This is a genomic window from Pseudomonas sp. X4 (assembly GCF_040784925.1).
Taxonomy (GTDB): domain Bacteria; phylum Pseudomonadota; class Gammaproteobacteria; order Pseudomonadales; family Pseudomonadaceae; genus Aquipseudomonas; species Aquipseudomonas putida_Z.
This window is the reverse complement of the sequence record NZ_CP160798.1, coordinates 961,543-984,714: the sequence shown is the minus strand read 5'-3', so window position 1 is coordinate 984,714 and position 23,172 is coordinate 961,543. Positions and strand designations below refer to the sequence as shown.

Annotated in this window: 18 protein-coding genes; 15 read left to right on the top strand and 3 right to left on the bottom strand. The window is 66.2% G+C overall.

The window, feature by feature from the left end; translation table 11 throughout:
- Nucleotides 1–57: 57 nt before the first annotated feature.
- The gene (gene tssA, locus ABX298_RS04260; RefSeq protein ID WP_075046096.1) at nt 58–1,095 is read right to left on the bottom strand and encodes a type VI secretion system protein TssA; all 1,038 of its coding nucleotides are present in this window, start codon (nt 1,093–1,095) and stop codon (nt 58–60) included.
- Nucleotides 1,096–1,491: 396 nt separating this feature from the next.
- On the opposite strand from tssA, the gene tagH reads away from it, so the two are divergent.
- The 15 genes from tagH (at nt 1,492) to ABX298_RS04185 (ending at nt 20,550) form a co-directional block, all read left to right on the top strand.
- Nucleotides 1,492–2,838 (top strand): type VI secretion system-associated FHA domain protein TagH, encoded by a 1,347-nt coding sequence (gene tagH, locus ABX298_RS04255; RefSeq protein WP_367394116.1) that lies wholly within the window; start codon nt 1,492–1,494, stop codon nt 2,836–2,838.
- A gap of 39 nt (nt 2,839–2,877) precedes the next feature.
- A complete protein-coding gene (gene tssJ / locus ABX298_RS04250; RefSeq protein ID WP_317410304.1) occupies nt 2,878–3,375 on the top strand; it encodes a type VI secretion system lipoprotein TssJ in 498 nt (165 codons plus the stop codon).
- A 15-nt stretch (nt 3,376–3,390) separates the two neighbouring features.
- Complete coding sequence (gene tssK / locus ABX298_RS04245; protein ID WP_317410306.1) at nt 3,391–4,725, top strand: type VI secretion system baseplate subunit TssK; 1,335 nt, start codon at nt 3,391–3,393, stop codon at nt 4,723–4,725.
- A 6-nt stretch (nt 4,726–4,731) separates the two neighbouring features.
- The gene (locus tag ABX298_RS04240) at nt 4,732–6,039 is read left to right on the top strand and encodes a DotU family type VI secretion system protein (protein WP_085619145.1); all 1,308 of its coding nucleotides are present in this window, start codon (nt 4,732–4,734) and stop codon (nt 6,037–6,039) included.
- On the top strand, nt 6,036–9,545 hold the full coding sequence (gene tssM / locus ABX298_RS04235; protein ID WP_367394115.1) for a type VI secretion system membrane subunit TssM: 3,510 nt from the start codon (nt 6,036–6,038) through the stop codon (nt 9,543–9,545). Before ABX298_RS04240 ends, tssM begins: the two co-directional genes overlap by 4 nt.
- Entirely contained in the window at nt 9,542–10,198 is a 657-nt protein-coding gene (tagF, locus tag ABX298_RS04230; protein WP_075046092.1) for a type VI secretion system-associated protein TagF, read from the top strand. The genes tssM and tagF overlap by 4 nt, the downstream gene beginning before the upstream one ends.
- A complete protein-coding gene (locus tag ABX298_RS04225; protein ID WP_367394114.1) occupies nt 10,195–10,914 on the top strand; it encodes a PP2C family serine/threonine-protein phosphatase in 720 nt (239 codons plus the stop codon). Before tagF ends, ABX298_RS04225 begins: the two co-directional genes overlap by 4 nt.
- Nucleotides 10,911–13,928 (top strand): serine/threonine-protein kinase, encoded by a 3,018-nt coding sequence (locus ABX298_RS04220; RefSeq protein ID WP_075046090.1) that lies wholly within the window; start codon nt 10,911–10,913, stop codon nt 13,926–13,928. Before ABX298_RS04225 ends, ABX298_RS04220 begins: the two co-directional genes overlap by 4 nt.
- Nucleotides 13,928–14,632 (top strand): ATP-binding cassette domain-containing protein, encoded by a 705-nt coding sequence (locus ABX298_RS04215; protein WP_075046089.1) that lies wholly within the window; start codon nt 13,928–13,930, stop codon nt 14,630–14,632. Before ABX298_RS04220 ends, ABX298_RS04215 begins: the two co-directional genes overlap by 1 nt.
- Complete coding sequence (locus ABX298_RS04210) at nt 14,632–15,834, top strand: FtsX-like permease family protein (protein ID WP_075046088.1); 1,203 nt, start codon at nt 14,632–14,634, stop codon at nt 15,832–15,834. The genes ABX298_RS04215 and ABX298_RS04210 overlap by 1 nt, the downstream gene beginning before the upstream one ends.
- Nucleotides 15,827–17,623 carry an SUMF1/EgtB/PvdO family nonheme iron enzyme gene (locus tag ABX298_RS04205; RefSeq protein WP_075046087.1) on the top strand — a complete coding sequence of 599 codons (1,797 nt, stop codon included), beginning with the start codon at nt 15,827–15,829 and terminating at the stop codon, nt 17,621–17,623. Before ABX298_RS04210 ends, ABX298_RS04205 begins: the two co-directional genes overlap by 8 nt.
- A 71-nt stretch (nt 17,624–17,694) precedes the next feature.
- The gene (gene tagQ, locus ABX298_RS04200) at nt 17,695–18,600 is read left to right on the top strand and encodes a type VI secretion system-associated lipoprotein TagQ (protein ID WP_075046086.1); all 906 of its coding nucleotides are present in this window, start codon (nt 17,695–17,697) and stop codon (nt 18,598–18,600) included.
- A 126-nt stretch (nt 18,601–18,726) separates the two neighbouring features.
- Nucleotides 18,727–19,620 (top strand): NAD synthetase, encoded by an 894-nt coding sequence (locus ABX298_RS04195; protein ID WP_367394113.1) that lies wholly within the window; start codon nt 18,727–18,729, stop codon nt 19,618–19,620.
- Nucleotides 19,617–20,057, top strand: a complete 441-nt coding sequence (locus ABX298_RS04190) for a hypothetical protein (RefSeq protein ID WP_367394112.1) — start codon at nt 19,617–19,619, stop codon at nt 20,055–20,057. The genes ABX298_RS04195 and ABX298_RS04190 overlap by 4 nt, the downstream gene beginning before the upstream one ends.
- A gap of 31 nt (nt 20,058–20,088) precedes the next feature.
- On the top strand, nt 20,089–20,550 hold the full coding sequence (locus ABX298_RS04185) for a hypothetical protein (RefSeq protein ID WP_317410316.1): 462 nt from the start codon (nt 20,089–20,091) through the stop codon (nt 20,548–20,550).
- Nucleotides 20,551–21,126: 576 nt separating this feature from the next.
- Here the strand turns inward: ABX298_RS04185 and ABX298_RS04180 are convergent.
- Nucleotides 21,127–21,663, bottom strand: a complete 537-nt coding sequence (locus tag ABX298_RS04180; protein WP_367394111.1) for a Bro-N domain-containing protein — start codon at nt 21,661–21,663, stop codon at nt 21,127–21,129.
- A 196-nt stretch (nt 21,664–21,859) separates the two neighbouring features.
- On the bottom strand, nt 21,860–23,110 hold the full coding sequence (locus ABX298_RS04175) for a ribonucleotide-diphosphate reductase subunit beta (RefSeq protein WP_024087598.1): 1,251 nt from the start codon (nt 23,108–23,110) through the stop codon (nt 21,860–21,862).
- Between the last annotated feature and the right edge of the window lie 62 nt (nt 23,111–23,172).

Here is a 23,172-nt window from a genome sequence, read left to right as displayed (position 1 = left end):
CGCCGGTACGGCGGCGCTGTTCGTTGCGGGCGTCGGTGTTGATGCGGGCCGAGGACGTCAGTTGTCCTCGGGGCCGCGCAGGTTCTCGAATTGCGACCAGCCATCGGGGATCAGGTCGCGCACAATGGTTGCGAAATCGGCATGGACCAGCTTCTTCGCCCGGTGCAGCAGTACCGGCAGCGGGCTTGATGGTTCGTGGCGGGCGTAGTACTGCAGCAGGCGGTCAAGGCTCTGCTGCACGTCTTCGCGGCTGTTGACTTCACCAGGGCGGGCAGCCGGCCGTGTGCCCGGGGCGGCACTGGCGGTTGCCTGCCGCTCGTCATCGCGCTCGGCAGCCGGCGTGTCATCGGCTTGCGGGGCTGGGCCCGCCCCGTCCGGGCAGTAGTCAGCCAGTACCTGCTGCACCTGGCGCAGCGGCTGGCGCAAGGCTGACAAATCGATACCGCTGGCCGACCCGACCTGGTCGTTGACCCGGCTCTCGATGGCGTCCACCGCCTCGCGGGCCAGCCGCAGCGCCTCTTGGCATTGCTGCAGCTGGTCGGGGTCGGCGTCACGCAGGGCGGCGGCCAGTTCCTCGGCGCTGAGCTGTTCGCTGGCGAAATGCTGCACGCCTGCGGCGTGCAGTGCCGCGCGCAGGGTGACCGGGCCAAAGGCACGGGAGCGCACCAGCACGGCGTCACGCAGCAGCGCGATGTTGGTGTCGCAGGCCAGGCCGGCCAGGGCGTTGACCCGTACCGTAGGGTCGTTGTCGTCGGCGGCGTCCAGTTGTGGGTGCAGGTGCAGCCAGTACTCGCCGAGCAGATCGCGGATCAGTTCCAGGCTGGCGGCAAGCCCTGGGAGGCCGTGCAGGGCCAGGTTGGCCTGAAGCAGGAAATGGGTGATGCGCAGGTCCTTGCTGCGTTGCAGCAAGGTCGTGCTTGCCTGCTCGATATCGCGCCACTGTGGTGGCTCGGCAGGCTGGACGGCGTCGCCCATGACGCGCTCGGGGCGGCCCTGGGCGTCACGCTCCAGTTGCAGAAACTCGGCGTCATATTCGAGGTCATCGCCGCAGGGAAAGTCAGCGGAAACAGCGGCGAGCAGCGGCGATGCGTTCACCAGAATTCGATCTCCATATCGGCCCTTGGTGAGGGCGTGTTGTTGTGCGAAGTTGCAAGTGTGAACTGGCGCACAAACTTTCCAAAGAGTGCCGGGGTGATATCATGGTGATATTATTTTGGCACTTCGAAGTTGCGCATTTATGGTTTATTTATTCGCGAGTGTCAAGGTAAGCTACGCGCCCCCGAGTGCCAGCTGTGAATTCGTTGGCAGTTACCGAGCACCACTCGTCCGATTCCATTCGGTTAGCCTCGGCATTAGCGTTGAATAGCCGTCGTACGGTCGGTTGTTTGCACGAAGCCCCCGTGAATCAAGGGGTACAGCTGTATTTGAGTGGTTGTGGGAAAACAACTCAAATGGATGGATCGATGTTTTAAATGGATGCATGGAGGCGTGATGGCACTTTGCCTAACTATCACTAGTTACCACAAGATTACTCCCGGGCAATGCCCGGAGATGCGACTGGAAACCGGTGCCATCACGCTTGGCCGTGCGGCGGAAAATGACTGGGTACTTCCTGACCCCGAGCGGTTGGTATCGGCCCGGCATTGTGTGATCCAGTTCAAGGAAGGGCGATATTTTTTGACCGATGACAGTACGAACGGTGTGGAATTAGTTCGTGCCGGTATTCGCTTGCGTCGCGGTAACAGTGAGCAGTTGCTGGATGGCGAAGTTATCCGTATTGGGGAATACGAGATACAGGCGCGCATCGACGCGAACCTGCCTGGCGCCCTGGAGGGCGAACCCCAGGTACACAGTTTCGAGGCGCTGATGGCCAACCAGGTGGCGGCCCCGGTCGTTCCCGCTCCCCCGATTTCCGGTGCGCCGGCTGCGTTCCTGCAAGGTGCGTCGAACCACGACACGCTGCCTGACCTGTTCGACTTCCTCGGCCCCTCGAGCGTGCCGCCGGTCAGCCAGCCCGACCATGTGCCGGCTCAGCAGCACGACTTCCGCCCGCCAACCCCGGTGGTGGCGCCTGCCCCGGCCGCCGAACCGGCTGCGCCGGGGATGATCCCGGAAGACTGGAACCTGTTCGGCTCGGCCCCGGCCCCGGCCCCGACCCCGACTGCGCCGCCTGCGCCAGCCGTTCCGGCAGCGCCTGTACAGCCTGCTGCAGGCGCACCAGTCGCCGCACCTGCGCCAGCTGCAAGCAGCGATGCGTTGCTGCAGGCGTTCCTGCGCGGCGCCGGTATCGAGCACCTGCGCATCGACGCCGCCGACGCCGCCGCGCAAATGGAGGCCATCGGCCAAAGCTACCGCTTGATGGTGGAGGGCCTGATCGACGTGTTGCGTGCACGCAGCAGCCTGAAGGGCGAGTTCCGCATGCAGCAGACCACCATCGCCCCGGTGCAGAACAACCCGCTGAAGTTCGCCCCCAATGCCGACGAGGCGTTGCTGCTGTTGCTGCGTCACGGTAACCAGGCGTTCATGGCGCCGGACCAGGCCGTGCGCGAAAGCTTCGATGATGTGCGCGCCCACCAGCTGGCGGTGATGGCGGGCGTGCAGGCCGCAATCAAGCACCTGCTCGCGTGTTTCCAGCCGGCGCGCCTGGAGCAGCGCCTGGCACCTGCGGCGGGGCTGGCCAAGTTGTTCGGTGGCTCGCGCCAGGCCCATTGCTGGCAGCAGTTCACCGAGCTTTACGGGCAGATCTCCCGTGAAGCCGAAGACGATTTCCAGGAACTGTTCGGCCGCGAATTCAGCCGCGCCTACGAGGCCCATAGCAGCCGTTTGCAACGTAGTTGAGCGCACCCAGGAAGACCACGGTACGTCAAGAGGACAAGGATGAAAGCAATACGACTGGTCGCAGCCCTGAGCCTGGTGCTGCTGGCTGCCTGCAGCAAGGACATGCCGGTTGCCCCCGCTGCCGACAGTGCACCGGACAGCGCAGCCGTGACCCTGTATTTCAGTGCCGCCGAGGGGCTGAACCCGGGCCCTGGCGGCACGCCTGCGCCGGTACGGGTGCGCCTGTACGAGCTGAAGAACAGCGCCGCATTTGCCCGCGCCGACTACTTCGCCCTGGCCGAGCGCGCCCAGGCCACGCTCGGCGCCGACCTGATCGACCAGGACGAAGTGCTGTTGCAGCCCGGCGGCCAGTTGCGCCTGGAACGTCCGCTCGACCCTGCCACTCGCCACATCGGCCTGGTGGTCGGTTACCGCGAGATCGACCAGGCCCAGTGGCGCAGCGTGCTGCCGGTGCCGCCGCGGGACTATCAGATCAGCCTCGATGTGCGTGCCGTGCGCAGCGCCGTGGCCACCCCACAACCTGAACCTGCCCGCTAGGCAATCGGAGTCCCCATGTCCTGGAACAATCGCGTGGTGTGGTCGGAAGGCATGTTCATCACGACCCAGCATTTCCAACAGCATGATCGCTACCTCGAACACCTGGTCGACGCCCGCAACCGGCCGCTGAGCGTGGCCGCGTGGGGTTTCTCCGAGCTGCTGCTCGACCAGGGCCTGCTTGCCCAGGGCAAGGTGGCGATTCTCAGCGCTCGCGGCTTGCTGCCCGACGGCACGCCGTTCGACATCCCCCGCGACGACCTGCCACCTGCGCCGCTGGAAGTACCCGACGATCTGCGCGATGGCGTTGTCCACCTGGGGCTGCCACTCAAGCGGGCGGGGGCCCGCGACACCGTCGACGAGGGCGAAGCCGTCGCTGGCGCCCGCTATGTCAGCCGTGTCAGCGAGGTGCGCGACGACAACGCGCCGTTCGAAAACCGTGCCCCGCTGGCCCTCGGCAGCCGCGCCCTGCGCCTGCTGCGCAGCGAGGACGGCCTGAGCGACTACGCCGCCCTCGGCATGCTGCGCATCCGCGAAAAGCGCGCCGACCGCGCGCTGGTGATGGATGACAGCTACATCCCGCCGGTACTCGACGTGGCGGCCAGCCAGCAACTGTCCGGCTTTTGCGGCGAGCTGCTGGGCCTGCTGCACCAACGTGGCGAAGCGCTGGCGGGCAGGGTGGTCGCCTCGGCCAATGGCGGGGCGTCGGAGATTGCCGACTTCATGCTGCTGCAACTGGTCAACCGCGCCCAGCCGCTGGTCGAACACCTCAACCAGCTGAGCCCGCTGCACCCCGAGCGGCTGTACAGCGAACTGGTGGCCCTGGCTGGCGAGTTCGCCACCTTCACCCGCGATGGCCGCCGCCCGCACAGCTTCCCGGTCTATCAGCACGACGACCTGGCGGCGACCTTCGCGCCAGTGATGGCCGCCTTGCGCGAGGCCTTGTCGACGCTGATCGACAGCAAGGCGGTGGCCATTCCCATCGTCGAGAAGGCCTACGGCATCCACGTTGGCATGCTTGCCGACCGCAGCCTGCTCGACAGCGCCAGTTTCGTCCTGGTGGTGCGTGCCGATGTGCCCAGCGAGACGCTGCGTAGCCGCTTTGGCCAACAGAGCAAGATCGGCTCGGTGGAGCACATCCGCGACCTGGTCAACCTGCAACTGCCGGGCATCGGCCTGCTGCCGTTGCCGGTGGCGCCCCGGCAGATCCCGTTCCATGCCGGCTCCACCTACTTCGAGCTCGACCGGGGCAGCGAGCACTGGAAGCAGTTGCAACACTCCGGTGGCTTTGCCTTCTACGTCGCCGGCGAGTTCCCCGGCCTGAGCCTGGCCTTCTGGGCCATTCGAGGATAACCCGCGATGCACCCGGAAGATCCGCAGGCCAACGACCGTACCCAGTTCATGCCGCGCCCCGGTGGCCGTGCTGCCCCGCAACCCGCCGCGCCAGCGCCGCAGCCGCCGCCGTTGCAGGTACCGGCCGAGCCCCTGGCGCCTGGCCAGGGCGTGGGTGTCAACCCGCTCGAGCAGGCGGCCGGGCCGTTGCTGGCCTTGCTTACCCGCCTGCGCAACACCATCGCTCATTCGGCGCCGGCCAGCCTGCGGGCGCAGTTGCTGGCCTATCTGCGCCAGTTCGAGACCCGTGCCGAAGCCGCCGGTGTGGTGCGCAACGAGGTGCTGCTGGCGCGCTATGCGCTGTGCACCGCGCTGGACGAAGCAGTGCTCAGCACGCCGTGGGGCAGTGCCAGCGACTGGAGCCGCCAGAGCTTGCTGATCACGGTGCACAACGAGGCCTGGGGCGGTGAGAAGGTGTTCCAGCTGATGGAGCATTGCCTGCAGAGCCCGCGCGAACGCCTCAACCTGCTGGAGCTGTTGTACCTGTGCACCAGCCTCGGCTTCGAGGGCCGCTACCGGGTCATGAACGATGGCCGCGCCCAGCTCGAAGCGCTGCGCGAGCGTACCGCTGCGGCAATTCGCAGTGCCCGTGGCGAGCGTGAGCGCGAACTCTCGCCACACTGGCGTGGGGTGGCTGTCAGCCGTGACCGCCTGGCCCAGTTCGTGCCGCCATGGGTGGGCCTGGCGGTGGCCGCGGCATTGCTGTTGCTGCTGTTGTTCGGCCTGCGCCTGAAGCTGGCCGCCGATGCCGAGCCGGTGTTCCGGGGTATCCACGCGCTGGGCGAAATCCCGGTGCAAGCCATGGACCGCCCGGTGCTGCAGCCCAAGCCCGTGGAGCGCCCGCGCCTGGCCGGGTTCCTCGCCGATGACATCAAGGCCGGCCGGGTTTCCGTCGAAGACGCGGTCGACCGCTCGGTGGTGACCATTCGCGGTGACGAGCTGTTCGCCAGCGCCAGCGCCAGCATCAAGGGCGATTTCCAGCCGCTGATGCTGCGCATCGCCGAGGCAGTGGCCAAGGTCAAGGGCAATGTCCGGGTCACCGGGCACAGCGACAACCAGCGCATCGCGACGTTGCGCTTCCCGTCCAACTGGGCGTTGTCGCAAGCGCGCGCCGAAGAGGTCAAGGGCATCCTCGCCGCGCGCACCGGGCAACCCGAGCGCTTCAGCGCCCAAGGGCTGAGCGACACCGAACCACTGGCGTCGAACGACACCGCGCAGGGCCGGGCGAAGAATCGCCGGGTTGAAATTACCGTTCTGGCGGAGGGCGTCGAGTGAAGGCGTTTTTCAGTTTTGTCATTCGCTGGGTGATCCCGCTGCTGGGCCTGATCGCCCTGAGCCTGATCATCTGGTTCGTCGGGCCGTTGCTGGAAATGCTGGCGTCGCCCACGCCACGCTGGCTGCTGATCGTCCTGCTGTTCGCCCTGTGGGGCGGCTACCGCGCCTGGCGCATCGTGCAGGCGCGCCGGCAGGCGGCCAAGGTCATGCAGAGCCTGGCCGCAGAAACCGCCCCGGACCCTGCCAGCGTGGCCACCACCGAAGAGCTGGCGGCGCTGCGCCAGCGCATGGACGAGGCCCTGGCCCTGTTGAAGAAGGCCCGCCTGGGCGGTGACGAGCGTCGCAATCTTTACGAGCTGCCGTGGTACGTGATCATCGGCCCGCCCGGCTCTGGCAAGACCACCGCGCTGGTCAACTCCGGCCTGCACTTCCCGCTGGCCGCGCAACTGGGCGAGGGCGCCATCCGCGGTGTGGGCGGCACGCGCAACTGCGACTGGTGGTTCACCGACCAGGCGGTACTGCTCGACACTGCCGGCCGCTACACCACCCAGGACAGCCACGCCCAGGTCGACAAGGCGGCCTGGCTGGGCTTTCTCGACCTGCTCAAAACCCAGCGCTCGCGCCGCCCCATCGACGGTGCATTCATCGCCATCAGCCTGTCCGACCTGCTGCTGGGCAGCGACGCCGAGCGCGCCGCCCACGCCGTGGCGATCCGTGCGCGCATCCAGGAACTGTACAGCCAGCTGGGCGTGCGCTTCCCGGTGTACCTGATGCTGACCAAGCTCGACCTGGTGCCGGGCTTCATGGAGTTCTTCGACAACCTGGGCAAGGACGAGCGCGCCCAGGTGTGGGGCATGACCTTCCCGCTGGATACCTTGGAGCAGGGCGCTGACGGCCCGTTGGCGCAGTTCGACAACGAGTTCGCATTGCTCGAACGGCGGCTCGGCGAGCGCCTGGTCGAGCGCCTGCAACAGGAGCGCGACCCGGCCCGGCGCGACCTGATCTACGGCTTCGTGCAACAGTTCGCCGCCCTGCGTGGCAACCTTAAAACCTTCCTCGACGGCATCTTCAAGCCCAATGCCTTCGAGGCACGGGCGTTGCTGCGTGGTGTGTACTTCACCAGCGGCACCCAGGAAGGCAGCCCCATCGACCGGCTGATCGGCAGCATGGCCCAGAGCATGGGCCTGGACCGGGCGCACCTGGCACGCCAGAGCGGTAGCGGGCGCAGCTATTTCATCGAGCGGTTGTTCACTGCCGTGGCCTTCGCCGAGCGCGGCCTGGTTGGCAGCAACCCCAAGGTGGAGCGGCGGCGCCGGTGGATCGCCCGTGGTGCGCTGGCCCTGAGCGTGGCCTTGGTGCTGCTGGTCGGGACCTTGTGGGCCCTCAGTTATCGGGCCAACCAGCAATACATCGCCGAAGTCGACAGCCGCCTTCAGCCACTGGGCAAAAGCGTGCAAGGCCTGAGCCCTGCGCAGCGCAACGTGGTCGACGTGCTGCCGCTGCTGAACGCCGTCCGCCACCTGGCCGACGACCCTCCTAATTGGGCCGAGGGCCTGGGCCTGTACCAGGGCGACATGCTCGAAAGCGAATCGCAGAGCCTGTACCGCAAGCTGCTGATCGCCATTTTCGCCCCGCGCCTGGTCACCCGCATCGAGGAACAGCTGTATGCCGGGGGGCCATCCGATTACCTCTACGAAGGGCTCAAGGCCTACCTGATGCTGGCCGATGCCGAGCACTACGACCCAGACTTCATCAAGGCCTGGATCACCCTCGACTGGGAGCGTCAGTTACCCCGCGACCTTGCGCCCGACCTGCGTCAAGCCCTGGGGCAGCACCTGGCGGCGCTGTTCGAGAAACGTCCGCCGAACGCACGCCTGGACCAGCGCCTGATCGACGACACCCGTCGCCAGCTGCAGCAGTTGCCGGTGGCCCAGCGTGTTTACGACCGGGTCAAGCGCCAGAAGCTGCCACGCGGGGTCGAAGACTTCCGCGTCAGCGACGCTGCCGGGCGTGATGCCGCTCTGGTGTTTCGCTTCAAGAGCGGCAAGCCGCTGAGCGAGCCACTGCCGGGGCTGTTCACCGTGCAGGGCTACCGCCAGGCATTTCTCGCCGCAAGCCTGGCGCAAAGCACCACGCTGGCCGAGGAACGCTGGGTACTGGGCCGCGCGCCGGGCGAAGCGGGCGATGCCAAACGCCTGGCCGACGATGTGCAGCAACTCTACTACCAGGATTACATCCGTCACTGGGATGCCCTGCTCGACGACCTGGACGTCGTGCCTGTCACCAGCGTTGGCCAAGCCGCCGACGTGCTGCGGGTGCTGTCCGGGCCGACCTCGCCGATGAAGCAGCTGCTGCAGGCGGTGGCCCGTGAAACCAACCTGGCGCAGCCGACCACGCTCGACAAGGTCCAGGACAGGGCCGAGCAGGCCGGTGTCGACCAGCTGCGCCAGCGCCTTGGCGGGCTGCTCGGCGACGCGCCGCTGCCCGTCGACAGCCCCGCAGCCCGCACGCAGGACCCGGTAACCGCGCACTTCGCCGAGCTGGCCACGCTGGTCGGCAGCGGTGAAGGCCAGCCCGCCGCCATCGACGGCTTGCTCACCGACCTCAATGCGCTCTACGTGCAGGTCAGCGCCATGGTCGGTGCAAGCGGCGACGCCTTGCTCGGCGAGGCCAAGAACCAGGCCCAGGCTGCGGCGCAACGGGTAGCCCTGGGCGCGGCGCGCCAGCCCAGGGTGGTGCAGAACCTGGTCAGTTCGGTACTCGGCTCGACCCATGGCATCGTCATGGGCGGGGTGCGCAACCAGCTCAATGCCGCCTGGGCCAGCGAAGTGCTGAATGTCTACCGCCAGTCGCTCAGCGGCCGCTACCCGCTGGTGGCCGGCAGTTCGCGCGACGCCACCCTGGAAGACTTCGGCCAGTTCTTCGGGGTCGGTGGGGTGATGGACAACTACTTCCGCAAGTACCTGCAGCCCTACGTCAATACTTCCAGCACGCCCTGGAGCTGGCAGCCGGGCGCTGCGCAAAAGCTCGGGATCAGCGGCAATGTGCTGTACACCTTCCAGCGCGCGGCGACCATCCGCGATGCGTTCTTCCGCAGCGGTAACGGCCTGCAGCCAAGCGTGCGTTTCGAGCTCAAGCCGGTGGCGATGGACGCGAGCATCACCCAGTTCCTGCTCGATCTCGACGGCCAGCAAGTCAGCTACGACCACGGCCCGAGCCGCCCGGTGGCGTTGCAGTGGCCCAACCCGAACAGCATCGGCGTGGTTCGCCTGTCGATCGCGCCGCCATCGGCCAGCGGCCGTTCGGGGCTGACCGTGGAGGGCCCATGGGCGTGGTTCCGCCTGCTCGACCAGGCCGACCTGGTGGCTGGCAGCTCGCCGGAGCGTTTCAACCTGCGTTTGCGCGTGGATGGCGCCAGCGTGTCGTACGAGCTGCGTGCCAGCAGCGCCTTCAACCCGTTCCGCAGCCGAGTGGTCAGCGGTTTCAGCCTGCCGGAGCATCTGTGAACGACGTGGGTTTCTACGGAAAACTGGCCTGCCGCGGCGACTTCGTCAGCCGGGGCTTGCCGCAGACCTTCATCCAGCCCTGGGACCAGTGGCTGGCCGCCGGTATCCAGGCCAGCCAGCAGGCGCTTGGCGAGGCCTGGCTGCAGGCCTACCTGGTCAGCCCGTTGTGGCGCTTTGCCCTGGCGCCAGGGGTGTGTGGCCCGGACGCGGTGGTCGGCGTGCTGATGCCGAGCATCGACCGGGTGGGGCGGTATTTTCCGCTGAGCGTGGCGCAGGTGCTGGAGCCCGGGGTGGCGATCGCAGGCATCGTTGGTGGGGCCGATGAGTGGTTCGAAGGTGTCGAGGCGGCGTTGCTGGGCACGCTTGAAGCGGATGCGGCTTTCGAGCATTTCGAGGCAGCCTTGCAGCCTTTCGACCAACCCCGGCCGCTGCTGCAGGGGCCACGTGTGGCCGTGGGCGGGTTGCAGCGGCTGGACGGCAGCACGCCGCAGGGCAGGGCGTTGGCCCTGGCCGAATGTGCCTGCGAAGGCATGAGCCTGTGGTGGGGCCTGGGCAGCGAGCGGATCGCACCTGGCCTGCTGCGTAGCCAGGGCCTGCCGCGCAGCGAGCAGTTCGCCGCGTTCCTGCTGGGCAGCGAGGCGAGACCAGCATGAGCCGCGTGCACTACAGCGCGGCCAGCTACAGCCATGTAGGCATGGTCCGCAAGATCAACGAAGACGCCTGCCTGGAGCTGACCTGGGATGGCCTGTGGGCCGTTGCCGACGGCATGGGTGGGCATGCCGCCGGCGACTATGTGAGCAGCCTGGCCGTGGACAGCCTGCGCCAGTTGCCGCTCATCGATGGGTTGGACGATTTCACCCAGGCCTTGCGCGACACCTTGGCCCGGGTCAACCGCGCGGTACGCGAGGAGACCTTGCGCCGGGGCGTGGCGATGATGGGCAGCACGGTGGTGGTCCTGGCCGCACGCGGCGACCGGGCGGTAGGCCTGTGGGCCGGTGACAGCCGGCTGTATCGGCTGCGCGATGGCCGCATCGAGCGCCTGTCGCATGACCACAGCTATGTCCAGGAACTGCAGGACAGCGGCCTGCTCAACGAGGCCGAAGCCCGCGTGCATCCGCGCGGCAACATCGTCACCCGCGCCATCGGCGTCGAGGACCAGCTCGAACTCCAGGCGGTGGATGTGCAGGTACAGCCGGGCGATACCTACCTGTTGTGCAGCGACGGCTTGAACAAGACCGCCGAAGACCACGAGATCGCCGACGTGCTCGGCCACGCCGACCCCTATCAGGTGGTCCGCAGCCTGGTGCACCTGGGGCTGACCCGTGGCGCCCCTGACAACATCACCGCCGTGGTGGTGAAGGCGAAATGAAGAGCACCCCGAACATGCAGATTCCCGGATTCGACATCGACAGCGAGATTGGCCAGGGCGCCATGGCCAGCGTCTACCTGGCCACCCAGCGCTCGCTGCAGCGCAAGGTGGCGCTGAAGGTGATGGCCGCGAGCCTTGCCGCCGACCCTACCTTCTGCGAGCGCTTCCTGCGCGAAGGGCGCACCCTGGCGCGGCTGGCGCACCCGCACATCGCCACCATCCATGACATCGGCAACGTCGGCGAGCTGTACTACATGGCCATGGAGTACCTGCCCAGCGGCACCCTCAAGGAGCGCATCGCCGCCGGGCTTGCACCCGAGCAGGGCTTGCTGTACGTGCGGCAGATCGCCCAGGCGCTGGGTTATGCCCACGGCCAGGGGTTGGTGCACCGCGACGTGAAACCGGCCAACATCCTGTTCCGCGCCGACGGCACGGCGGTGCTCTCGGACTTTGGCATCGCCAAGTCGCTGGATGACCGCACCCAGTTCACCCAGGCTGGCTTCGCCGTCGGCACCCCGAGCTACATGAGCCCGGAGCAGGCGCGGGGCATGGACATCGACGGCCGCGCCGACCTGTATGCGCTTGGGGTGGTGCTGTACGAGATCCTTGTCGGCGAGCTGCCCTACCGTGGCACCGATGCGTTGTCGACCGCACTGGCCCACCTGACCGAGCCACTACCGGAGCTGCCCATCGAGCACGGGCGCTACCAGGACATCCTGCGCGGGCTGCTGGCCAAGGACCCCGATCAACGCTTCGCCGATGCCGACGCGTTGCTGGCCGCACTCGACCGCTTGCCTGCCGATGACCAGGACAGCACAGTGATCCGGCCGTTGCCGGTCGCGATGCCGGGCAAGGCAGACCTTGGTGGCCTGACGCCGGTATCCATCGAAATTCCGCAGGCCACGGCCGAGCCGGTGGCCTCAACCGCGCCTGCAAAGGAGCCGTCTCGGCCCAGGCCCAATGCGCCGCCGAAACCAGCCTCGGGCATGCCGGCCAAGGCCATGCTGGCCGTGGCCATAGCCGCGGCACTGGGCCTGGGCGCGACCTTGTTCTGGTTGCGCAGTGGCAGCGACCAACCGGATGTGCAGCCACCCGTGGCGCAAACCGCGAGCGAACCGCTGACGCCAACCGCTCCACCGCCAGCGGCCAGCGAAGACGGCCGGCCTTTGTTGATGCCGGGCAAGAAAACCCTGTTCCAACGCGTGCTGAGCAAGCCCGAAGCGCAACTGCGCGCAGGGCCCGGTAACAGCGCGGGTGAACCGCTGCCGGCGTTCTCGGTGCTGTACGTGTACCAGCGCAAGGACATCGACGGCCAGCCCTGGCTGGAAGTTGGCGCCTCCAGCAGCGGCCAGCGCGACGGCTGGTTGCCTGCGGCACAAACCAGCGACTGGAAGCAAAGCCTGGTGCTGAAGTTTACCGAGCGTTCCGGCCGTTCGCCGGTGATGTTCATGCGCCAGGCCGATGACCTGCAGCAGCTGCTCGACGACACCGGCAAGGCCCGCGCCGACCTGCTCAAGGCGCAGAACGAGCCCGACCAGGTGCCCCAGGTGCTGGCCCTGGAGCCCGCCGCCAGCGCGGTGCCGCAGAACCAGTTCTACCTGATGCCGATCTTCGACTACCGCGAAAGCTTCGGCGCCGACGGCCAGCCGGTGCAGTTGCTCAACGTCGCCTCCATCGACCCCGGCAGCAGCGTTCGCAGCCAGGCGGCCACGGCTGCCGGTGCGGCCGTGGCAACGGACAACCGCTTCCGTACCGGCATCGTCCTGGTGGTCGACACGTCCGTGTCGATGCAACCCTACATCGACCGCGTGCGCCAGGTGGTCAGCGAACTGCAGGCGCAACTGGCTGCACGGGGCGAGCTGGGCAATGTCAGCTTCGGCCTGGTGGGCTTTCGCAACAGCGTCAAGCGCACCCCGGGCCTGGACTACCTGAGCAAGACCCTGGTCAGCCTGGAGGAGGGCCGCGACCCGGCGCGCTTCCTCAAGGCTGCCGCGCAGGTCAAGGCCACCAGCGTCTCCAGCCATTCGTTCAACGAAGATGCCTTTGCCGGCGTGATGCAGGCCGTGGAGGGCATGGACTGGTCGGGCTATGGCGGGCGTATCGTCCTGCTGGTCAGCGATGCCGGTGCCCTGCGCAAGAACGACCCCTACAGCAGCACACAGATGAACGAGGCCGAGGTTCGCCAGGCTGCGTTGAGCAAGCAGATCAGGATCTACGCCCTGCACCTGCGCACCCCGGCCGGTGCGAAAAACCATGGCGCTGCCGAAAGCCAGTACCGCGTGCTTACCGCCGACAGCAACCCGCAGATCGGTGACCTTTACGTGGCTGTGCCGGGCGGTGATGTGGGCGCCTTTGGCGAGCGCGTACGCGAGATCGGCTCGACGTTCGCCGAACTGGTGCACCAGGTGCGTGAACAGCAGCCACAGCCGTTGCCCCAGTTGGGCTCGGGCGCGAGCCTGGCGGCGAAGTCCCAGGCGATCGGTTATGCCATGCACATGGACTTCCTCGGCCGTAACGGCGCCAGCCAGGCGCCGCAACTGGTCAGCGCCTGGGCCGCCGACCATGACCTGGCCAACCCGGCGTTGCCGAGCCTGCAGGTGTGCGTGATGCTGACCAAGCTGCAGCTCAATGACCTGCAGCAGTCGCTGAAGCTGATCGTCGATGCCGCGCGCAAGACCCGCAGTTCACCGGGTGATTTCTTCAACGAGATCGCCAGCGCGAGTGCCTACATGAGCCGCGATCCGGGTGCCCTGCGCAAGGGCGCAAACCTGGCCCAGGGCGGGGTACTGGGCGAATACCTCGAAGGCCTGCCGTACCGCAGCAAGTCCCTGAGCATGACCGAGGACCTGTGGCTGTCGCTGTCGGTGGCCGAACAGGAGGATTTCATCGACGAGCTGGACTCGAAGATCCGCCTGTACGAAACCTTCCACAACGACATGGCCAACTGGGTGCGCTTCGGCAAGGCCGAGCCGGGCGATGCCCTGTACCGTGTACCGCTGTCGACGCTGCCGTGATGATCAGCCTGCACGCGGTGCACAAGACGCGCGGCCAGGGGGCCCAGCGCTACAGCCTGCAGATCGACCGGCTGCAGCTGGCGGCAGGGGCACGGGTGGCCCTGGTCGGCCCCAGCGGCTGCGGCAAGAGTACCTTGCTCGACCTGCTGGCGCTGGTGCTGGCGCCGGATGCCGCCGAGGGCTTCGTCTTCGCCGGCACCGATGTGGCTGGCCTGTGGCGCCAGCGCCGCCTCGACCAGTTGGCGGCGCTGCGCAGTCGCCAGCTGGGCTATGTGCTGCAGGCCGGCGGATTGCTCGGTTTCCTCGATGTGCGCGGCAATATCAGCCTGCCACGGCAGCTGTTGGGGCTGGGCGAGGACGGCAGCGTCGAACGCCTGGCCGAGGCGCTGGATGTGCATGACCAGCTGGCCAAAAAACCTGCCGCGTTGTCGCTGGGGCAACGTCAGCGGGTCAGCTGCGCCCGGGCCCTGGCGCATGCGCCGGCATTGTTGCTGGCCGACGAGCCTACCGCAGCGCTGGACCCGGTGAACGCCGAGCGGGTCATGCAGTTGCTGCTGCGCGAGGCACAGGCGCGCCAGGTGACCTGCGTGCTCGCCACCCATGATGAAGCGCTGGCGCGCCGGGCCGGGTTGAGCGTGCTGCGCATGGCCTGCCGGCGCGATGCCGACGGCGGCGTCACCGCCACCTTGGCGCAGGCCGTCTGATGCGCCCGTGGCTGATCGCCGGCCTGGCCTGGCAGGACTACCGCAACGATGCGCGGCTGTCGGCGTGCAGCGTGTTGGCGCTGGTCGCGGTGATCGCGCCCTTGCTGGTGCTGTTCGGGCTCAAGTTCGGCCTGGTCGGCAGCCTGACCGAGCGGCTGCAACGCGACCCGAGCGTACGCGAGATCATTCCCTTGGGCGGTGGCCGTTTCCGCGCCGATTTCATCGATGCCCTGGGGCAGCGACCGGACGTCGCCTTCGCCATCGCGCGGACCCGGCAGATCGCCGCCACTGCAGAGCTGCTGCTGCCTGCCAAGGGGCGTGCGGTAACCGTCGAGATGCTGCCGACCGCTGCCGGTGACCCCTTGTTGCAACAGGTGCCGCCGCCGCAGGGCCTGCAGCAGGTGGTACTGAGCTTTACCGCTGCCGAGAAGCTCGGTGCCGCTGCCGGTGATGAGCTGCAGGCCAGCTTCAGCCGGCAGCAGGCCGGCCAGGTGCAGTGGCGCCAGACGCGCCTGCAGGTAGCTGCCGTGCTGCCGTTGGCGGCATTCGAGCGCGATGGCCTGTTTGCTTCCCTGGCCCTGCTCGAAGCGGTCGAGGACTACCGCGACGGGCGCGGCGTGCCGGCGCTGGGCTGGCCGGGGGAGGCCGCAGGCAATGATGCGCAGCGGATATACCCGGCGTTTCGCCTGTATGCCCGTGGGCTGGCTGATGTCGAGAAGCTGCGCGCCTACTTTGCCGAACGCAAGTGGCTGGTATCGACCCAGGCAGCGCAGATCGCCCAGGTGCAGGCCCTGAGCCGCAACCTTGACCTGGTGTTCTGGATCATCACCAGCCTGGCCGTGGCCGGTGCCGTGGCAGCCATCGCCGCTGGCGCGGTGGCGGCGGTACAGCGCAAGCAGCGTGAGCTGGCGGTGCTGCGCCTGCTGGGGTTCGGCACGGCCGCGCTGCTGCTGTTCGTGGTGCTGCAGGCGCTGTACAGCGGCGTGCTGGCGGCCGCAGTTGCCGGCGGCCTGTATTTACTGGCCGAGCAGGGCCTCAACCGGATCTTCACGCAGGTGCCAGGCGAATACGCCAGCCATCTGTTGCCCATGCATTACTTCGTTGCGTTGTCTGCGGTGCTGCTGGCCAGCACAGCCGCTGCTGCCCTTGGTGGCTGGCGGGTGACGCGCATCGATGCCAGTCAAGGAATTCGTGATGTCTGAACTTCGCCTCGGGGCTACGGCCCTGCTTCTGACCACGCTGGGCCTGGCGGCCTGTTCGCCGGGTACCGACGAGCCGCCTGCCAAGTCGGCCAAGCCGGCCAACGCCGCTGCCGCCAGCGCCCCGGCACAGCCGGTCGACACCAGCAAGCTGGACAACCCCAAGCCCTTGCCGGGCGACGTCAGCCTGCCGCTGCCATGCGGCGGCGAACTGGTACTGCGCAGCGTCTACGTGCTGGCCCAGGGCAGCCTGGACGACCGCGAGGTCAACCTCGGCTACCCGTTCAGCGAGGGCGAGGCCGGCTACCAGCAGTCGTTCATTTCCGGTTATCGGCGTGACTTCATCAATGGCCAGTTCAGCCTCCAGGACCTTTCGCCCGCATGGCAGAAGGCTGTCGCCCCCAACCTGCCCGAACTCGACCAGGCTGGCCCGCTCAAGCCGATGATGTATTTCATCGGCAAGTACGAGGTCAGCGCCCGGCAGTATGCCCAGGTGATGGCTCAGGCCCAGTCGCTGGCCAGCGGCGAGGCGGCGCCGGCCTGCCAGCCCGATACCACGGCGGCCGGGCGCCTGCCCAAGGTCAAGCTGTCGCGCTTCGAGGCCGAGCGCTTTGCCGCGGTCTACAGTGCCTGGCTGCTCAAGCATCACCGTGACCTGCTGCCGGTCAGTGGCCGGGGCAGCAAGGCCGAGGACGGCGGGGTCGGTTTTGTGCGCCTGCCCACCGAAGTGGAGTGGGAGTTCGCTGCCCGTGGCGGCTCTGCAGTAAGCCGCCAGGAACTGGAAGGGCGGCTGTTCCCGCGTAAGGTCCAGGGCAGTGACAGCGACGGGCCGCTTGGCGACTGGGCGGTGTTCAACCAGGTGGCTGGCGGCACCGGGCAGGCCGCACGCCTGATGCCGATCGGTACCCGGCTGCCGAACCCGCTGGGGCTGTTCGATGTGATCGGCAATGCCGCCGAAATGGTTCAGGAGTCGTTCCAGCTGGTGCATGCCGGCCGCTTGCAAGGCGCCTATGGCGGCTTCGTGGTCAAGGGCGGCAACTACCTGGAAGGCGAGGGCACGCTGTTTACCGGCATGCGCCGCGAGTACCCGCTGTTCGGCGCTGACGGTACCGAGCAGCGCAACGAGACCACGGGCTTCCGGGTGGCCATCGGCGCCCTGTCGGCGCCCCGTTCGCGTTACCAGGAACTGTTCGAGCAGTGGCAAAAGGAAGGGCGCCTGGCCAGCCTGACCGACGATATTGATGCCGTGCAGGACCCGACCAAGCGCCTGGACAGCATCATCGCCGCCACCGCCGACCCGCGCCAGCAGGCCGAGCTGGGGCTGGTCAACGAAGAACTCAAGCGCAGCGTTTCGCTGATCGGCCGCCAGCGCGAAGAGGCTGCCGGCAACCTGATCCAGTCCGCCGCGCTGGTGGCCGAGACCATCAACAACTACAACATTCGCCTGACCAACCTGCGCAACACCCAGGCCGAGGCCAAGGCGCGTGGCGACCAGACCACCGTGAGCATGTACGCCGCAGCCATCGCCAACGGCCGCGCCGCCCTCGATGGCGCCGTGGCGATCTACATCGACAACCTGGCCAGTGGTACGCGCTACACCGATGCGGTGATCCAGGCGCAGTTCCAGCGGGTCAAGGAAGAACTCAATCGCAAGCCGGTCCTTGGCAAGAGCCTGGTGAGCCGCGCGACCCTGTTCGTTCGCCATGTTGGGGAGTACCGCCAGAACCGGCGGGCCGACCCGGCAACGATCCTCAAGGAGCTCCTGGCATCGGCCGCCGCGCGGCCTTCGTAGTGGCTTCTGCCTGACGCAACCGCGGGGTGGCATGAAGCCCCCCGTTTTAACCACCCACGTGAGAAAGTGACATGTTCAAGACCATCTTCACGGCTACCCATGCCCGTTCCGCCCTGCTGCTCGCCGCCGGTTTCAGCACTGTCCTGCTGGCGGGCTGCTCCAGCTCTCCGGTGTCCAAGGTTGGTGCCACGACCAAGGTCGAGTACTACCCGAGCTGCTACGAGCCCGTGCAGCACCTGCGCTCCACCGACGGTGACATGACCCGCTCGGTTGCCACAGGCGCCGTCATTGGGGCCCTCGGCGGTGCCTTGACCGGCGCCCTGGTCGACGGCGACAACCGCGGCCGCAACGCAGCCATCGGTGCGGCGGGTGGTGCCCTGGTGGGCGGTGCGGCCGGTTACTACACCGAGCGCCAGAAGCAGATCAGTGACGACAAGCAGCGCATTGCCTCGTACGCCACCGATATCGACAAGAGCGCTGCCGACCTGGACCGCACCACGGCCTATGCCAAGGCTTCGCAGAGCTGCTACCAGCGTGAGTTCACCAGCCTGATCGACGGCCGCAAGGCCAACCGCATCAACGACACCGAAGGGCGCAAACGCCTGGCCGAGATCGTCTCGGGCCTGCAGGAGTCGAACAAGCTGCTGGCCACCGTCAATGGCCGTGTTGCGGAAAACCTCGACAACTACACCCAGGCCTACGAGCAGGACCTCAAGCAGGTTGGCGTGGCCCGTACCGATGTGGCAACCGTGGCTGAGCCGCCAAAGACCACCACTGGCAAGAAGAAAACCCAGGCCGTCAAGGTGAACAAGAACGTGCCGCAAGAGGCGGTCGCCACCGAGAAGACCCTGCAGAAGGCCACTACCAAGAAAGCCGAAGCCCAGCAGGTGGCCAATGCTGGCGTCGACCAGGTCAACAAGATGTGCCGCAGCCCCGACATGGGTGACTGGGCGCCGGTGCCTTGCCCGAACGTGTAACCCACGCTCCGTTGCGCTCGCGCCGGTGCACGTGCAGCCCCCTGGCAGGTCGCCTGACCTGCACGGGGCGTGCGTGGGCCGGCGCAGCGGCTTTTGTAATCAAGGAGAGTTGTCGTGACTGATCTGATGTCCGGCGCCCTGGGCGGCTACCGGCAGCAAATGGCGCGTCAGCGGCTGCTGCTGACCGTCGACCAGCAGAAGCTGTTCAGGGCCATCGATGCCGACCCGGGTATCGTGGGTGCTGGTGTTGTCTATATCGATGCCCAGTACAACGTGATCGTGCTTCGCGAATTCAAGCCTATCTGCAGCATTGCGCCCAAGCGTGTGATTCTGCAGGAGGCAGCACCTTACAAGTCACCTGAACAGTTCATGACCCAGCTGCAAACCGGCGCGCGTGAGCGCAAGGTGATGGCAGAGGCCGTGAACGCCAGTCTGGGTTGCCTCTCGGCCTATCTTGGTTGGGTCGTCATGTTCAGTGGCACCATTGCCGTACCGTTCACTGGCGGCGCCAGCATGGTGTTGACGGCGGTCGGTTATGCCGCCGCGGCTGCGGGTACCGGGCAGTGCATGATGGGCGGGTACCGAGTGTTCAACGAAGTGTTCGACCCAGGGCAGAACGACTGGCTCGACAGTAACGACACGGTCCAGACCGTGATGAGCATACTGGACGGCGTCGCGCTGGCAGGTGTGGGCGCATCGAGCCTGAACACCGTGCGGTTCCTGCAGGCTCGCAAAGCGGCGACCGGCAAGGGCTGGAGGGAGCTGTTCCATAGCCTGTCGCGGCAGCAACGCAAGGCGCTGGCCGAGGAGCTTCTGCTCATCAAGCATCCGTCGCTCACCGCCAAGCAGCTCAAGCTGAAGCAAGCGGCGGGTACTGCGATCAAACGTTTTACCCCTACCGAAATTCAGCATGCCACGCGTACCTTGATCAAAGACTCGATAGGCGGCTTGTCGGGCTTTGGCAGCAGTAGCTTCGTGCAATCGGTTGCAGTGGGGCTTTACGAGGAGATTACCGAGTGACCCGTGACCAGGAGCTGCAAGCGTTTCTTTCCCGTTATTTCGGCGTGTTCATTGCCGAGTTTTTCCTTTCCTGCATGGCGCTGGGCGGCACCGTCTCGCTGGTGTTCTCCACCTATATGCGCAGCTCAGACCCTGAACTCTCGGTGATGGTGCTGGCGGCAGCCGGTGTACTGAGCGTCGCCTCGCATATCGCCATGGTGCGTGGCTTTGCCTGGGGCGTGCGCGGTGTGATCGGCATCCTCGTGGTTGCCTTGCTCGCCGCATTGCCCAGCTACGGTTATCGCCCGCACATGGGGGCGTACATTTCCGTCCTGGTGTTCGGTTTGCTGGCTCTGCTGATCATCAACAGCCAGCGTTACCGCGAGATGCGCGTGCGCCTGGTGGAGTATCGGGACATCCGTAAATTCAACCGTCGCGCGGCTAAAACCTCTAAATGACACCTTTCTCTGATGTAACGAGGGGATCGGGATGAATCTGCGCCGAAAGCGTACCTGGCTCGGTGGTTTGCTATTGCCCTTGCTCGTTGCTTGCAATGGCCATAAGGTCGAGCGTGTCGTGGTCTATGAGAATAACGTCCATCACTGGCGCATCGAACACGTGGTGGAGCAGAACTGGCCGGTGGGGCCTCGCCAGTATTATCAGGTGTTTCTCAAGGACCGCCTGCTGATCCTGCCTGCCAATGTGTTCAACGACGAGCGCGACATTAGTGAGTTCGTTGCTGCGGGCGGTTTCGACATCAGCAACTGGCGCAACGACACGATCATCGTGGCGTTCGAGAACGTGCAAAAGCGCGAAGGTGGCAACGAGCATTTTGTCCGCTCGCTGATGATCACCCCGGAGTACAAGGAAGGGGAGGTGATACTGAGCGACATGGCGAGCCATATGCAGATCGTGGTGCAGCGAGTGGAGCCGGGTGGGGAGGGGAAGTAGCAGGGCAGTGGTGTTGTAGGCAAGCAAATGAACTAGCTGTGGATGTCACCGGCATTTGTGGGAGCGGGCAAGCCCGCGAAGCGCGCCTTGGTGGATGGCACCGGCTGCGCCGGTGTTCGCGGCTAAAGCCGCTCCCACAGGTACAGCGTTAACCTGAAGCCAGCGCAGTACCTGTGGGAGCGGGCAAGCCCGCGAATCAGGCGACGCGGTGGATGGCACCGGCTGCGCCGGTGTTCGCGGCCACGGCCGCTCCCACAGGTACAGCGTGATCCCGAAGCCAGCGCAATACCTGTGGGAGCGGGCAAGCCCGCGAAGCAGGCGAAGCGGTGCATGGCACCGGCTGCGCCGGTGTTCGCGGCCACGGCCGCTCCCACAGGTACAGCGTGATCCTGAAGCCAGCGCAGTACCTGTGGGAGCGGGCAAGCCCGCGAATCAGGCGACGCGGTGCATGGCACCGGCTGCGCCGGTGTTCGCGGCCACGGCCGCTCCCACAGGTACAGCGTGATCCCGAAGCCAGCGCAGTACCTGTGGGAGCGGGTTCACCCGCGAAGAGGCCCGCCCAGGCAAAACCGCCGCTTAAACCCCATGCAACCGCAGCGCCCGCTGCGCACACTCCCGCCAACTCAACTTCGGCTTCTCTACCGGCGGCAGCTGTTGCACTTCCCCAGCCAGCACCACCGGCATATCCCGCATCCTCACCCAAGGCTCACTCTGCCAATACAACAACGTCGCGCTCCGCCCCCCAGGCCAGCACATCTGCCCCAGTCGCGGGACATCCTCCACCCCGTCCGCCTGCCGATCACGCAGCACCGCCACTACCTCATGCGTCAGCCACCAGCGCAAATACCGGTTCTCCGGCACATGGTGATGCGCCAACAAGGTATAGGCCCCGGATTCGCTGACCATCGTGGTTTCCTGGTACTTGCCATAGCGCAGCAACTGCACGGAGCGGTACTGATCCGGGTCGAGCTTGCGCATGCAGTGTTCGTCGTAGAAGTGACCACTCAGCCGGCCGAGTTCGTGGGCGCAGAACCAGGCTTGGGATTCGAGCCAGAGGGTGTGGAGGGGGCGGTTGTGGCGGGTGAAAAGGGTAGGTGCATTGAAACTGTCCATCTTGGCCATCCTGATTTGGAGAGCCGCTGCTAACGGGAACGGAATACCGCTGCGTGAGCGTTCTTAAGCGCCGGCAGACGTTATCGCGACGCTACAAAAGTCACAATGAGAACCTTGTAGGAAGCTTCCTCTTCGGTTTTTCCCGGCCAATAAAAAAGGCTGCCAATCGGCAGCCTTCTCTATGCTCGCTCGGATATCAATCCCAGCTCAACGCCCCACCAGTCTGATACTCAATCACGCGGGTCTCGAAGAAGTTCTTCTCTTTCTTCAAGTCCATGATCTCGCTCATCCACGGGAATGGGTTGGTAGTCCCTGGGTACTCTTCCTTCAGACCAATCTGGGTCAGGCGACGGTTGGCGATGAACTTGAGGTAGTCCTCCATCATCGCTGCGTTCATGCCCAGCACGCCGCGTGGCATGGTGTCACGGGCGTATTCGATCTCCAGCTGGGTCCCTTGCAGGATCATCTGGGTCGCTTCTTCCTTCATCGCCGCATCCCACAGGTGCGGGTTCTCGATCTTGATCTGGTTGATCACGTCGATACCGAAGTTCAGGTGCATCGACTCGTCACGCAGGATGTACTGGAACTGCTCGGCCACGCCGGTCATCTTGTTGCGGCGGCCCATGGACAGGATCTGGGTGAAGCCGCAGTAGAAGAAGATGCCTTCCAGCACGCAGTAGTAGGCGATCAGGTTGCGCAGCAGCTCTTTGTCGGTTTCGACGGTGCCGGTGTTGAATTCCGGATCGGAGATGGCGCGGGTGTACTTCAGGCCCCAGGCGGCTTTCTTCGCTACCGATGGGATCTCGTGGTACATGTTGAAGATCTCGCCTTCATCCATGCCCAGCGACTCGATGCAGTACTGGTAGGCGTGGGTGTGGATCGCCTCTTCGAAGGCCTGGCGCAGGATGTACTGGCGGCACTCCGGGTTGGTGATCAGGCGGTACACGGCCAGGGCCAGGTTGTTGGCTACCAGCGAGTCGGCAGTGGAGAAGAAGCCGAGGTTGCGCATGACGATGCGACGCTCGTCTTCGGTCAGGCCGTCCATGCTCTTCCACAGGGCGATGTCGGCGGTCATGTTGACCTCTTGCGGCATCCAGTGGTTGGCGCAGCCGTCCAGGTACTTCTGCCAGGCCCAGTCGTACTTGAACGGTACCAGCTGGTTGAGGTCGGCGCGGCAGTTGATCATGCGCTTTTCGTCAACACGCACGCGGGCGCCGGAGCCTTCCAGCTCGGCCAGGCCTTCGGCGATGTCGAGGTCGTTCAGGGCAGCCTTGGCGCGCTTGACGGCGTCGGAGTCGTCGGCGGTGGCGGCACGGGCTTCCAGGGCGGCGGCACCACCGGCGCTGTCGAGCTTGTCGAGGGTGGCGGCGGCAGCGGCCTGCGCAGGGGTGTTGCCTTTGGCGGCTACTTCGCCGTCTTCTTTATCGAATTCGTCCCAACTCAGCATGGTGAGATTCTCCTGCTTGAGGGCCATCTATCAAGTATGGCCGGTGGATCTTGGTTGCGGTG